At 35.7% G+C, this 13,838-nt stretch carries 12 protein-coding genes, 1 pseudogene and 1 other annotated feature (1 of these 14 running past the window's edge); of the genes and pseudogenes, 10 read left to right on the top strand and 3 right to left on the bottom strand.

Translation table 11 applies throughout. The features are described 5' to 3' along the window. Positions 1–165 precede the first annotated feature (165 nt). From tnpA to ACZLXV_RS11165, 5 genes and pseudogenes are all read left to right on the top strand, one after another. Positions 166–630: pseudogene (gene tnpA, locus ACZLXV_RS11145) on the top strand (IS200/IS605 family transposase); the annotation flags it as partial. 141 nt (positions 631–771) lie between these two features. Beyond that, positions 772–1,002, top strand: a complete 231-nt coding sequence (locus ACZLXV_RS11150) for a hypothetical protein (RefSeq protein WP_482383477.1) — start codon at positions 772–774, stop codon at positions 1,000–1,002. Then, positions 992–1,180: a hypothetical protein gene (locus tag ACZLXV_RS11155; RefSeq protein ID WP_482383478.1), complete on the top strand. Its 189-nt coding sequence runs from the start codon at positions 992–994 to the stop codon at positions 1,178–1,180. Before ACZLXV_RS11150 ends, ACZLXV_RS11155 begins: the two co-directional genes overlap by 11 nt. Positions 1,181–1,307: 127 nt before the next feature. After that, on the top strand, positions 1,308–2,066 hold the full coding sequence (locus tag ACZLXV_RS11160; protein ID WP_482383500.1) for a DpnI domain-containing protein: 759 nt from the start codon (positions 1,308–1,310) through the stop codon (positions 2,064–2,066). Continuing rightward, positions 2,063–2,356 (top strand): PH domain-containing protein, encoded by a 294-nt coding sequence (locus ACZLXV_RS11165; RefSeq protein WP_482383479.1) that lies wholly within the window; start codon positions 2,063–2,065, stop codon positions 2,354–2,356. Before ACZLXV_RS11160 ends, ACZLXV_RS11165 begins: the two co-directional genes overlap by 4 nt. Before the next feature lie 109 nt (positions 2,357–2,465). On the opposite strand, the gene feoB is transcribed toward ACZLXV_RS11165, so the two are convergent. After that, positions 2,466–4,808 (bottom strand): ferrous iron transport protein B, encoded by a 2,343-nt coding sequence (feoB, locus tag ACZLXV_RS11170; protein WP_482383501.1) that lies wholly within the window; start codon positions 4,806–4,808, stop codon positions 2,466–2,468. Between the two features lie 215 nt (positions 4,809–5,023). Here feoB and ACZLXV_RS11175 point away from each other — a divergent pair, with 215 nt between their 5' ends. Next, a complete protein-coding gene (locus ACZLXV_RS11175; RefSeq protein ID WP_482383480.1) occupies positions 5,024–5,206 on the top strand; it encodes a hypothetical protein in 183 nt (60 codons plus the stop codon). Positions 5,207–5,485: 279 nt separating this feature from the next. Here ACZLXV_RS11175 and ACZLXV_RS11180 read toward each other — a convergent pair whose 3' ends face one another. Continuing rightward, the gene (locus ACZLXV_RS11180) at positions 5,486–7,480 is read right to left on the bottom strand and encodes a beta-galactosidase (RefSeq protein WP_482383481.1); all 1,995 of its coding nucleotides are present in this window, start codon (positions 7,478–7,480) and stop codon (positions 5,486–5,488) included. 82 nt (positions 7,481–7,562) lie between these two features. Beyond that, positions 7,563–8,648 carry a CPBP family intramembrane glutamic endopeptidase gene (locus ACZLXV_RS11185; RefSeq protein ID WP_482383482.1) on the bottom strand — a complete coding sequence of 362 codons (1,086 nt, stop codon included), beginning with the start codon at positions 8,646–8,648 and terminating at the stop codon, positions 7,563–7,565. 202 nt (positions 8,649–8,850) lie between these two features. Between ACZLXV_RS11185 and pta the strand changes: the two genes are divergently transcribed. From pta to ACZLXV_RS11205, 4 genes are all read left to right on the top strand, one after another. Then, positions 8,851–9,843 (top strand): phosphate acetyltransferase, encoded by a 993-nt coding sequence (gene pta / locus ACZLXV_RS11190; protein ID WP_482383483.1) that lies wholly within the window; start codon positions 8,851–8,853, stop codon positions 9,841–9,843. A gap of 26 nt (positions 9,844–9,869) precedes the next feature. Further along, complete coding sequence (locus ACZLXV_RS11195) at positions 9,870–11,000, top strand: helix-turn-helix domain-containing protein (RefSeq protein WP_482383484.1); 1,131 nt, start codon at positions 9,870–9,872, stop codon at positions 10,998–11,000. Positions 11,001–11,121: 121 nt separating this feature from the next. Next, positions 11,122–11,358, top strand: coding sequence for an HPr family phosphocarrier protein (locus ACZLXV_RS11200; RefSeq protein WP_482383485.1), 237 nt, complete (start codon positions 11,122–11,124; stop codon positions 11,356–11,358). A gap of 241 nt (positions 11,359–11,599) precedes the next feature. Next, positions 11,600–13,660 carry a serine hydrolase gene (locus tag ACZLXV_RS11205; RefSeq protein WP_482383486.1) on the top strand — a complete coding sequence of 687 codons (2,061 nt, stop codon included), beginning with the start codon at positions 11,600–11,602 and terminating at the stop codon, positions 13,658–13,660. Between the two features lie 99 nt (positions 13,661–13,759). Continuing rightward, positions 13,760–13,838 (top strand) — a binding site (T-box leader) (it continues 205 nt past the right edge of the window).

Consider the following 13,838-nt stretch of genomic DNA (forward strand, 5'->3'; position numbering starts at 1 on the left):
ATTTGCGAAATGTAGTTTCTCTTGGAGGAGAAATGGAATGTAGCAAATAAATAAACCACCTGCTATGCGGGTGGTGGAAAGAGCTTAAGCGATGTGCAATGATAAGCTCCTTTGTTATAATAATGATGGTCTGCCAACCACATTAAAAACAAAGGAGTTGTCCGTATGAACAACAATAACAGTTTATCACATACTACATGGAATTGTACGTATCATATAGTTTTTGCACCAAAGTATAGAAGAAAGGTAGCGTATGGAAAGTTAAGAGAAGATATTCGCGATATTATTATAATGCTTTGTAAAAGAAAAGGTGTAAATATTATAGAAGGAGAAGTATGTCCAGATCATATTCATTTGCTTGTCGAAATTCCACCTAAAATGAGTGTTTCATATTTTATGGGATATCTAAAGGGAAAAAGTACATTGATGATATTTGAGAGACATGCAAATTTAAAATATAAATATGGAAATAGACATTTCTGGTGTAGAGGATATTATGTTGATGCAGTAGGAAAAAATGCAAAGAAAATAGAAGAATATATTCGAAATCAATTACAAGAAGATTTGGAATATGACCAGATGACAATCAAAGAGTATGTTGACCCGTTAACGGGTGAGCCGGCAAAGAGGCCTTATAGGCCGCAAAGCAAACCACCGGCTAAGCCGGTGATTGTGATTTATATAAAGTGTGATAAAATATATTATAATAGTTGAGTATTAAGTGTAATTAAGAAGCTATTTTCGTATTAATTAGAATGAAGAGATGTTTATATGACAACTGTAAGCACAAAGAGTGGTAGAATTATAAAAGTTGTATCCAGAGAAGAAGAGAAAAGTACATTGACAGAATCGGATAATGAAATGGACGAAAGAGCGGTTGAAGCTGTTAAGGCAGCAATAAATAAAGCTAAGATTTGCAAGAAACCTATAGCGGGTTATGACAAAGAAAAGAAACGGGCTTATGTAGAATATGCAAATGGGGAAAGAAAGTATGCAGAATAGAAAACCAATGATTCTTGTATTAGCAGGACCAAATTGCTCGGGAAAAAGTACAATAACCCCTTTTTTTGATAAAGTTGGTAAATATACTAATGCTGATGATGTTGTTGCGACTATAGGAATGAATAATATGGAAGCAGCTGTTATGGTTGACAGGATGAGATTGGTGCTGTTGGTGTAGCAGCATTAAATAAAAAAAGAAGTTGTATTTTGATAGAAATATTAAAAGAAAATATAGAAAAAATCAAGAATAGATTTGATGGTATTTTTTATCAAACAGTATTGGAGTGATAATTTTGAATTTACGGATGAATAGAAAAAAAGCGGTTCAGTATGCGAGTAATTCTCAGAAAATACGGGTGATAACAGAAGATTGGTTTAATAACAATATGTTTTGTCCTTATTGTGGAAACGAATATATTACAAAATTTAAAAATAATAGACCAGTTGCAGATTTTTTCTGTCCTTGTTGTAAGGAAGAATATGAATTAAAAAGTAAAGGAGCTTCAATTAGTAACAAGGTTAATGATGGAGCCTATAATACGATGATAGAAAGAATTATGTCGGTAAATAATCCAAACTTTTTCTTTATGCATTATAACAAAAGTAATTTTCAAGTTGAAAATCTTGTTATGGTACCCAAATATTTTTTTTCGCCAGAGGTAATAGAAAAGAGAAAACCATTGTCAGGTACAGCAATGCGTGCAGGTTGGACAGGATGTAATATTTTGTTAAGGCGAATTCCAAATGAAGGAAGGATTTATATTGTACAGAACGAGAAAGAGCTGCCTATAGAAAAGATAATTGAAAAAGTACATAGAACAGAGTTTTTACGTGGCAGTAAAATGGATGCAAGAGGGTGGACTTTAGATGTTTTGAACTGTGTTAATATGATTGGAAGCAGAGATTTTACGCTTAATCAGGTGTATAAATTTGAAGAAATGCTCGCAGTAAAGCATCCCGAAAATCATCATGTAAAGGAAAAAATAAGGCAACAATTGCAAATATTAAGAGATAATGGAATTATAGAATTTAATGGAAGGGGATATTACAGTAAGGTTTATTGATAGCGGGAGAGCAGATAGAATTTGCTTTTAAAACTATACGTGACCAGTTGATATTTACCAATAAGAGAATTATCTCTATTGATGTGCAGGGAATTACAGGGAAGAGAAAATCATACGCTACAATGCCGTATTCTAAAATTCAGTATTTTGCTATTCAGACACCGGGATTTATGGAGTTATTTCCGGATTCAGAGCTGTTTATAATGTTCAATAACAGTTTTACGGCAAAATTTGAATTTAAAGGTGCAGCAGACGTTGGAAAGATAGGCAGAATCTGTTTAGGATGTTAAGTTTCTAAACAAATCCTGCTATTTTTATTTTAAATAAATTCAAATAAATAAATTTACTACTGTTACGGCTTAGGAATATACTTGTCGTATAAATATATTTTCATTTTTTTTAAAATATTATGCCACCGACAATGTTTACAACAACGGCTGCCAGCCATGCAATAGTGCATTGCAATAATATAACAAGTAGTGCCCATTTTCCGCCAAGTTCACGTTTTATTGATGCGATGGCTGCAACGCAAGGTGTATATAAAAGGCAGAATACGAGAAGTGCCATTGCGTTAACGGGAGAGATGATTCCAAGCAGAAAGGATGTTTTCGGTATAAGCACTGAAAGTGTTGATACAACGCTTTCCTTAGCCATAAATCCGCATATAAGAGCTGTACAAATACGCCAGTCTCCAAATCCGGCAGGTGAAAAGACAGGAGCTATAACACCTGCAATTGAAGCTAGGATGCTTGATTTTGAATCGTCTACTACATTGAATCTGAAATCAAAATTTTGCAATATCCATATAATAATCGTAGCAAGGAAAATTATGGTAAACGCTTTTTGGAGAAAGTCTTTGGATTTTTCCCACAAAAGTTGTGCTACGTTTTTTATACCGGGCATACGGTAGTTTGGAAGCTCCATAACAAAAGGAACAGGCTCTCCTTTAAAGAGAGTTCGCCGGAATATTAAAGCAGCAGCAATGGCAAACAGTATACCAACAAAATAGAGCAGTATCATGACAAGAGCAGCAGTGTCCGGGAAAAATGCTGTTGCAAAAAATGCATATATAGGCAATTTTGCGGAACAGCTCATAAAAGGAGTAAGGAGTATAGTCATTTTTCGGTCACGTTCCGAAGAAAGTGTACGACTTGCCATTACACCGGGAACAGTACATCCAAAACCTATAAGCATTGGAACAATACTCCTTCCTGATAAACCTATTTTTCTCAGAAGTTTATCCATGATGAAAGCTACTCGAGCCATATATCCGCTATCTTCAAGCAGAGACAAAAATAAAAATAATGTTACTATAATAGGAAGAAAGCTTAATACGCTTCCTACGCCATTAAAAATGCCATCAATAATAAGTGAGTGAAGCACTGTGTTTACATGGAATGCTGTGAGTGCATTATCGACAGTATTTGTTAAAAATTCGATGCCTGTTTCAAGAAGATTTGAAAGCGCAGCACCTATGACATTAAATGTAAGATAAAAAACAAGTGCCATGATAATTGCAAAGCTTGGAATTGCGGTATATTTTCCGGTCAGTATTTTGTCAATATTGCGGCTTCGCGTATGTTCCTTGCTTTCGTGTGGTTTGACAACTGTTTCAGCACAGGTTTTTAATATAAAATGAAATCTCATATCGGCAATTGCTTCTGCACGGTCAAGTCCTCTGTCATCTTCCATTTGTTGTATTATCTGCTCTAATATATTTGATTCTTTTTCACTAAGGTTTAGAGCTTCTTTTATGAGAGAATCACCTTCGGCAAGTTTAGATGCTGCGAAACGAACCGGAATATGAGCTTTTTTAGTCTTATCTTCTATAAGATGCATGATACCGTGAATGCATGCGTGAACAGCACTCCCGTTATCATCAGGGGAACAGAAATCAGTTCTTATAGGTGTCTCCTGATATTTTGTTACATGGAGTGCATGATCGACAAGTTCTTCTATACCTTCGTTTTTGGCAGCGGAAATCGGAATTACAGGAACTCCGAGTAGTTTTTCAATTTCATTTATATGTATGGAGCCGCCGTTTTCTCTGACTTCATCCATCATATTTAATGCTATGACCATTGGAATATTGAGTTCAAGAAGCTGCATAGTCAGATAAAGATTTCGTTCAATATTCGAGGCATCAACAATATTTATGATTCCCTTTGGCTTGTTTTTTAAGATAAATTCTCTGGTGACAATTTCTTCACTTGTGTAGGGAGACATTGAATATATACCGGGGAGGTCTGTTATAAGGGTATTTTTGTGTCCCTTTATCATACCGTCTTTTCTATCGACTGTTACACCGGGAAAGTTGCCTACATGCTGGTTTGAACCTGTAAGCCTGTTAAAAAGTGTTGTTTTGCCGCAGTTTTGATTGCCGACTAATGCAAAGGTCAGAAGTTCATCATCAGGCAGAGGTGTACGGTGTTCACTTTTATGTTCTTTGTTGTATTCACCGAAACCGGGGTGTGGGATTGATTTGTGTGCTTTTGATTTTTTAGCTGTTTTTTCGGTTAGAATAGGTTCAATTTCAATTTTTTTTGCGTCATCAAGCCTTAAAGTTAAGTCATAGCCGTGAAGCTGCAATTCAAGCGGATCACCCATAGGTGCGAGTTTTATGAGTGATAGAGTAGTACCTTTTATAAGTCCCATATCAAGAAAGTGTTGCCGCAATGCACCTTCTCCGCCTACAGATACTATTTTTGCACTATCACCTGCTTTTAAATCGCCAAGGTTCATTTTTGTACTCATGTTATTTCCTCTTTTCTGTCAGTATAAAATACAGTAAAAAAGCTAATAAATTATTTTGTTACTGATAAATATTATCAAAAAGAAAATGCAAGTGCAACACAAATATAAAAGTTTAAAAGAATAAAATGAAATTTTGTGTTTAATTTATTTTGAATTTGTGGTATCATAATTAGACAAGAAATAAAGATCAGGAGGTAATTCTTATGGCAGATATTTATCAGGAGATTAAGGAACTTAAAGAAAAAATCGAATTTTGTTCATATGCCATGAAGTATGGAAAAATGCTTGACATGTCCTCTGATCAGACAGTTAAGGCATTCAGAGTTAAGGGCGAATTGGAAGATGAGCTCAGATTCATGGAATTAAAAAACAAAAATAAGGGCTAATAGAGATTTGTGCAGGGTTACTGGAATTGAAAATTTAAGGAAAAGAAGTTGTATTGAAGTCAAAAAGTGAGAGTGATTGATAGTGTTTATTAGTCATATAGAAATTATTTTTTGGCAAAGTATAATTTGATAATGATTCATATATTATAAAACAACCGGATTTATAAGTTTTCATTTAAAATATGTTTATCTTATAGATTCGGTTGTTTTATATTTTTTGGGCTGAGCAAATTATGTGGGGTGTATAAATAAGGTTAAATTTAAGCTATAAAGCCAAGTTTATACAATCTTTACACCATATGGTTTTAAAGTAACCTGTGTATTGTCAGTCATATTAAAAGTGATTTCGTTTTCAGTTACATTGAGGTAAAATTCGATTGCTTTACCGCTTTCATCCTCTCGTTTATGGTATTCTATTCCGGCAGGAAGAGTAAGATATGTTGTGTTTGTTTCTTTAAGCATTGTCTTAAATAAACCGGACATTGAATCCATATCGATGCGGGCACCAACATAATATGCTTTTCCTTTTCCAAAGTTTTTGCATGTTATTGCAGGTGTTCCGGCATAAAAGTCTTTATCATATTTGGCGAGAATATCGGTATCAGATACACGCAGTATTTCAGCGTAGTCATGAATTATTGCTTTATGACCGTCTGTGAATGTTGCAGAATTTTCATCACTGTCATAATATGTATCAATTTCTTCACTTATAACGCCAAAAAGTTCACTTAGTCCGTCACCCGGGAAACCTCCGAGATAGCAAAGAGTATTGTCATCCACATAGCCTGTAAGATATGTTGCCATAAGCTGTCCACCACGTTTTACAAATGCCTTGAGATTGTCTGATGCGCCTGGCCTAAGCATATAAAGCATTGGAGCGATGACAACATTATAGTCATCCAGGTTATCATCAGATGCGACAACATTCATATCTATTCCGAGTTTTAAAAATTCATGATATATTTGTATACATGTTTTTGCGTAATTTTTAGTTTTATCTGAAAGACCACGCATATTATCAATTGCCCACATGTTATCCCAGTCAAATATAAGAGCAGCTTTTGGTTTGACAATTGTGCCTTTCACATTTGAGAGACTGTCGAGCATGGCACCGACTTCGGCCACTTCTTTAAAAATTCTTGTATCATCAGTACCGAGGTGGTCTACAACTGCTCCATGATATTGTTCAAAGGAGCCGCGGCTTTTTCTCCACTGGAAGTACTGTACTGTATCAGAACCGCATGCCACAGCTTGTGCGCTGAACAGTTTGTGTACTCCCGGGCGTTTGAGTTTATTGTATTCATGCCAGTTTACGAGTCCCGGTGCACATTCCATAAGCATGAACGGCTGATTCTTTTTTAAGGAACGCATAACTGCATGGTCAAAAGAGTTATGCGCCATGGTATCTGCCATTGTCTCATAATTATTATGAAATATCGGGTATGAATCCCAGGAGATAACATCCAGTTCTTTTGCCATTACGCGATAGTCAAGCCCCGGAAAAAGCTGCATGAAATTGGTGGTTATAGGAATATTTGGAGTTCTTTTTCTTATGATGTCAATTTCAGATTTCATATAATCTGTAGTGTTCCATGTAGTAAATCGTTTCCATTCAAGGTTTAATCCCATAACGCTGAATTCACCATTTAAATAAGGTGGTTCGATTTGTGAAAAATCATTGTATGTGTGGCTCCAAAAACCTGTCCACCATGCTTTGTTAAGCTTATTTATATCGTTATCAAATTTATTGGCAAGATAGTCCTGAAATTTCTTTTTGCACAGCGGACAGAAACATTCTCCGCCAAATTCATTAGATAAATGCCACATTGCAAGCCCTGGGTGTTTTCCAACGGTGTCAATTATTTTGTTTATTATAATACCGGTTTTTTCTCTGAATTTTGGTGATGACATGCAGTGATTGTGGCGTACACCGTGATGTGCACGGTGGTCGTCTGCTCCTACACGCATACATTCAGGATATTTTTCATCGAGCCATGCAGGACGGGCACCTGATGGTGTGGCAAGAATTGTATAAATTCCGTTTTCATATAACTTATCCATTATGTCTTTGAGCCAATCCATATGAAATTCGCCCTCTGTAGGTTCATAAGCTGACCATGAGAATATGCCGAGAGACATGCTTGTCATTTTGGCTTTTTTCATGAGTTCGATGTCTTTTTCAAGAATATCCGGTCTGTCAAGCCATTGGTCAGGATTATAATCCGAACCGTGAAGTATACCATTTACCTGCGGGAAAAAAATTTTATTATTCATATACGACCTCCATAGTTTTAAAAATATGTTGCTAAAATTATATCATCCGGCGGCATGAATAACAAATCTATTTTGTAATCTTTTAGAAATAGAGGCACATGGCAAGGTAGCCGCAGCACCAGTGAAGAATTACGCATCCCCATATATTCTGCTGGCGTTCATATATATAACCTAAGGCGAGGCTTAGCATGAATGCACCGAACATAAAATAAAATCCGAAAGGCATATGCATAAGTGAAAAGAGCAGAGATGTAAGGAAAATACTGAAAAAATTTTGAAATCTTACTTTCATCAATGATTTTACACTTGTCTGTATTACGCCACGTGCCAGAAATTCCTGAACAAATGCCGTGAATATATATGTGTATGCTCCGTGAAGTGAGCCGCCGATATAGTAGGCTTTTATCTGATATCCAAGCAATGACAGAACCGCTTTGCTCAGAAGGAGAACACAACAGGCAATCAACGCCGTCACGACAGTCTCTATAATATTTTTTTTCAATGTCGATATTTTGGGGATTAGACCTATATCACGCATTGAAAAGCTTGTCAGGAACACAATTTCCAAAAAGAGCAGGAAAGTTATAAATTCTATTATTTGTGTATAGACTGATGATTTAAGGTATATATGCAGTGTAAAACGCATAAGGCTCCATGACATCAAAAAAACGCTTATACATAAGATAAGACCTGCAAATATGAATGCACAATCATGTTCGTGTTGTCTTAGATTAAATCTGTCAGTATCATCCTCAATGAGAATGACCATGCCATTGAACGCTGTATTGGGATTTTTATATGGTGAATCGGGATTGAATATTTCGTTTTTTGGCGGATTTAAAAGACTTATATCAATATTAAAGTGGTGAAGTTCTTTTTCCTTTCCAAAACGGTATCTTACAGGTGTTTTTGGGAAAACTTTATGCTTTTCCATGCTGTCACGAAAAAGTTTGTTGAAGGCTCTGTTTTTTTTGTTCTGTAAAAAGAGTTCCGGAAAGGATTGTCCTAAAATATCAGATATTGCTGATATTTTAAGTATTTTACAGCAGGCAGAATTGCAGTATGTTATTCTGCCTGAGGAGTCTAAAGTTATTACACCGTCAGACATGTTTTCAAATATCATATTTTTTTGTTCGGCTGATATAATATCAGGTAATTGTGAAGTCATAGTACCCCTCATTTCTTGTTGGTTTATTTAGTGATGCAAGGGAACAATCCGTGGCATCAGTTTTCGTTATTAAAGTATATCATATTTCTATAGCGAAATTTTATCAAATTCGTATTGTTTATATTGACTTTTTTATAAAAGTATACGAAAATAGGCGTGGTGTTTAAAAATAAACATAAAATTTAGAAATGGAGATGATTAGATGTTTGGTTTTGGTCAGTTGATAGGCATTTTAAAAAAGAGTCCAAAGAAAATCGTTTTTACGGAAGGTGAAGATTCGCGTATCCTTGAAGCGTCATCACGATTGCTTGCGAGCAATTTCCTTCATCCTATTCTTATCGGCAATGAAGAAAAGATTATGAATGCAGCAGAGGAAAGCGGATTTAATATTCGTGGAGCTGAAATTATAGATCCTGAAAAATATGAAAAAATGGATGAGATGGTTGAAATACTTTGTGAGCTCAGAAAGAAAAAGGGCATGACACCTGAAAAAGCAAGACAGGTTCTTTCACAGGCAAATTATTTTGGAACTATGCTTGTAAAGATGGGAGTTGCAGATTCACTTTTGGGAGGCGCAACATATTCAACAGCAGATACTGTTCGTCCGGCACTTCAGATAATAAAGACTAAACCCGGACATAGTATTGTTTCTTCATGCTTTATACTTGTAAGACCAAGCGCTACAGGTGAGAATGAAGTTATTGCTATGGGTGACTGTGCAATCAACATTAAACCATCAGAGGATGAACTTGTCGAGATAGCAGGGGAAGCTTCAAAATGTGCAAAGATTTTTGGCGTTGATCCACAGGTAGCTTTTCTGAGCTATTCTACACATGGTTCCGGAAAGGGAGAGGATGTAGACAAGATGTGCAATGCTGCACGCAAAGCAAAGGAGAAATATCCGGATCTTCCTATAGATGGAGAACTTCAGTTTGATGCGGCAGTATCACCTAGAGTTGCAAGAACAAAATGCCCTGACTCAAACGTTGCAGGTCATGCAAATACATTTATATTCCCTGATATAAATGCAGGAAATATCGGATATAAGATTGCACAGCGTATGGGTAACTTTGAGGCATATGGTCCGATATTACTTGGACTTAATGCTCCTGTAAATGATTTGTCAAGAGGCTGCAATGCATCGGAAGTATATTCTATGGCTATTATTACAGCAGCATTGGCAAACAATATTTAGTATTATAGATAATAGGACTGTTTTATATGAAAGATAAATTTTTCCTGACACATATGTTACCTATATTAAATGCTCATATTGCAATATTTGATGAAAATGGAATACTTATAGAACAGCTTTCGGATTCGAGAAAAGAGGATATTATGCTCTATTCACAGATAGTTAAGGAAGCAGGAAAAGATTTTCCGTACATAGTTGTTGTAGATACAGGTATTGTGGTGTGTGCTATGTGGAATGAGGATGAATCTGAGTTTATAGTTATAGGAAAGACGGCAATGTTTTCTTCATTTGAAAACAAAGGTTCAGATATACGTGTATGCTCAAAAGGAACCTATACATCGGCGGTTATTCTTATATGGAATGAGCTTACCGGAAAAAAGATTGGAAAGTATGATTTGTGGAAAAATAACATAAGCTTAGATAAATCGGTGGAGGTTTATGTTACAGAAAGCATATTTGAATATCAGGAGAACGGCAGTACTCACAATCCATATGCACAGGAACTAAGAGAACATGACAGCATAAGGCGAGGAGATCTCAAAGGACTTAAAGAGAGTATAGATGAAGTTTATCCGGGAGAGCTTGGAAAACTTGCTGAAGATCAGGTGAGAAGCTTGAAAAATATTGCTATAGGAGTTATTACATGTGCCTCGAGATGTGCTATAGAGGGCGGCATAAATGCAGAAGCGGCATTTTCAATGGCAGACGGATACATCAGATATCTTGAGGAAGAACTGGATGATCCGATAAAAATTGAGCACCTTGTAAGAGAAGCCGAATATAATTTTACAAGAGATGTTCGTAACCTGAACAATAACGATATAAATAATCCATTGATACATCAGGTTAAAGATTATATATTTGCGCATATACATGAGCCTCTTATGGTGAGAGACATAGCAAAATATATAGGTGTGTCACCGAATTATCTTTCAGAACAGTTTAGTCAGTTTGAAGGAGTAACCTTAAAACAATATATAATTGACGAAAAGATAAAATCCAGTGAGTATCTTTTGAAGTATACGGATTATTCTTTGCAGGAAATAAGCAGTTATTGTGCATTCAGCTCTCAGAGCAGATTTAGTGTTTATTTTCAAAGAAAGAATGGAATAACGCCAGCTAGATATCGAAAAAAGCATCAAAATGGGAGAAAATGAAAAAGCAGAGTAGAAAATGTAGTAAATTCATTAAAAAAAGTATATATTTAAACACTCAATGGTGGTATAGTAGCGTGAAAGCTGTTAAAAGTTTTTTGTATTATGAAAAGGAGTGTTTATTATGAACAAGATTAACATTAAGTTTAATGATGTAACTGATGTAAACAAATTTGTTCACATTCTCTCAAAGTATGACGCTGATTTCAATCTGTATTGTGGAAGCTATTGTGTAGATGCAAAGTCATTACTTGGTATTATGACTATGGATCTCAGAAACAGCATGTGGATGACAGGAAACTGTGAACCAAACGAAGCAAGCCAGATTATTCGTGAATTAGGGGACGTTGTTGCAGCATAATATATTTTGAAAGATAGTATTAAGAAGATATGAATATAGATTAAAAGCGGCAGGAGACTCCGTATACATTTTTAGTGTATACGGAGTTTTCTTTTTACAAATGTAAAAAACTGTGATAGAATAAAAAGAAGTTTTTTCATTGAAAAAATTGAGTATTCGATTATTGTGCAAAAGAAATTTGCAAAGATAAAACGGATATAACGTACAGAAAGAAAAATCGGCATGGAGGATTAGAGATACTATGAAAAAAAGGTTTTTATCGGTTGTTTTGGCATTAATATTGTCGTTGTCATTTGCCGGCAATGCATTTGCAGCGAGTTATCATGAGAATGATATCGAAAAGTATATTATCGGACAGCTTTCCAATGCAAAAATTCCCGGTGGAGAGATATCTATAGTAACTTCGGGGAAAGAAGTGTACAGTGCTTCTTTTGGAGATGTCCCCGAAACAAATTCAGATTTGAAAATAGGTTCATTGAGTAAAATATTTACATCTATCTCAATTTTACAATTGATTGATTCAAATAAGATTTCGCTTGACACAAATATTGTAGATGTTATATCAGGTTCAGGGAATGTGCCTGACATAACGGTTGAGGAACTCTTAAAGCAGACAAGCGGATATACAACAACTCAGAAAATAGAATCAGAAAATATTCCGGAACCTCTTGGCAAAAAAGGAGAGTATCAGGAAGCAAGAATAAACTATGCGATTTTAGGAAAGATTATCGAGGAGGTTTCGGGTGACAGTTATTCAGATTATATTCAGAATAAAATTTTGAAGCCTTTACAGCTTGAATCGACGTACACAACTGATGATATGTCGGGAAAAGATGTTGTTTTGGGTCATGACAATTTATTTGGTCTGCCAATCGCCAAAAAAGCTGAAAAGACAGATAATGATGAGTGGGATGCGGTGCCTGCGACAGGAATTGTTTCCGATGCAAAAGACATGGGAAGTGTATTAAGCATGTTTCTTGCAGCCGGAGGAAAGACATTGTCATATGACCAGATAGAAAAAATATATGCTGATGGTACTGATTGCGGCAATACAATTTTTGCCACTAAAGGAACATCAGGTCTTGGCTGGATAAAGACAAAAGTAGGAAAACAGGATGTATATTATGTTTCGGGCGCGATTGACGGTTATATATCTTCTGCATTTCTTGTTCCGGGACAGGATTTGGGAATTACTATGCTCTTTGATACATCGGATGTGGTTTCGGGAAATGATGTTATTGAAGAACTTATGTCAAATGTTATATGTCTTGCAATAGGAGAAAAAGCAAGAACAATTGATTCAAAAGCTGTTATGATGCCGCATATTGAATTTGACATAGTGTACGTTATTGTATTTTTGGCATCGCTTGTTCCATTTCTTATGATGAGCTGGTGGTACAGAAATACAAGAAAAAAAGGTATCGGAATTATCAGAACAATTGTTGATGTGGTTGTTCATATCGGACTGCCTATAGCAATATACCAATATGTTCCGGTGATTATAGAAAATATACTCGGGGATGACCTTGGTTCATGGTTTATGATAAAGAAGTTTCTTCCTGAGTGTTACTATGTAACACTGCTGGTTATGGCAGTTCTGTTTGCAGGAATTCCGGTAAAAGTGATTTCAGCTATTGTTGCAATAAAGAAAGGACCGTTAGAGGAAGAAGAATATTTATCAGAAGAACTTGGAGAAGAAAACTCTGAAAGAGAAAACAAGGATGATTCTTTAGAGGAAAAACAGGAAGATAATAGTGACGTCGGTGAGGATGTTTCAGAAGATACTGAAAATGCCGAAAAAACTGATTCAGAAGATATTGAAGATGTTGAAAAAACTGATTCAGAAAGTGCTGAAAATGACGGTGACAATGTTGAAAGTCAGAAAGAAAATCAGGCTTTAGTTTCAAAAGATGAAGATGAGTCTGAAAAAGTACAGGATGACACAGAAGAGGCAGCAGCGACACTTGAAGAAGAGCCGGAAGAAATTGTTAAAGAAGAAAATGAGACAGTCGAAGAGACGGAGACAGTCGAAGAAACAGAGTCAGCCGAAGTTGTAAAAGAATTCAAGACAAGAAGACAGAAAAAAGAAGAATATGAGAGCAGTTTTGAGAGAGAGGCAGTAAAAGCTCTTGAAAACAACAGCTCTGATGAGAATCAGACAGATATTGACAAGGATTTATCAGGTATAAAAAAGGATTCTGACATGCAGACTGCTGTTCCGAAGATTAAAAAAAGATATAATCCTCAGAAAGGAATGCCTGTCAAAATAGTTGTAGAGCCTGATGATGACCTTGACAACTAAAAAAGATTGTGATAATATCTTTTTCAATTAAGCAATCCGTGGCATTAGTTGGGGGCAAAATATCTTTTGACCCCAACATCATATTATCAAATAATAAAAGGAATGGCTGTGACGAGGAGGAGTACATATATCAGAGACTCTGTAGAGAGGGAACGGATGGTGAAAGTTCTTGTGTCTT

Source organism: Butyribacter sp. (assembly GCF_056818865.1).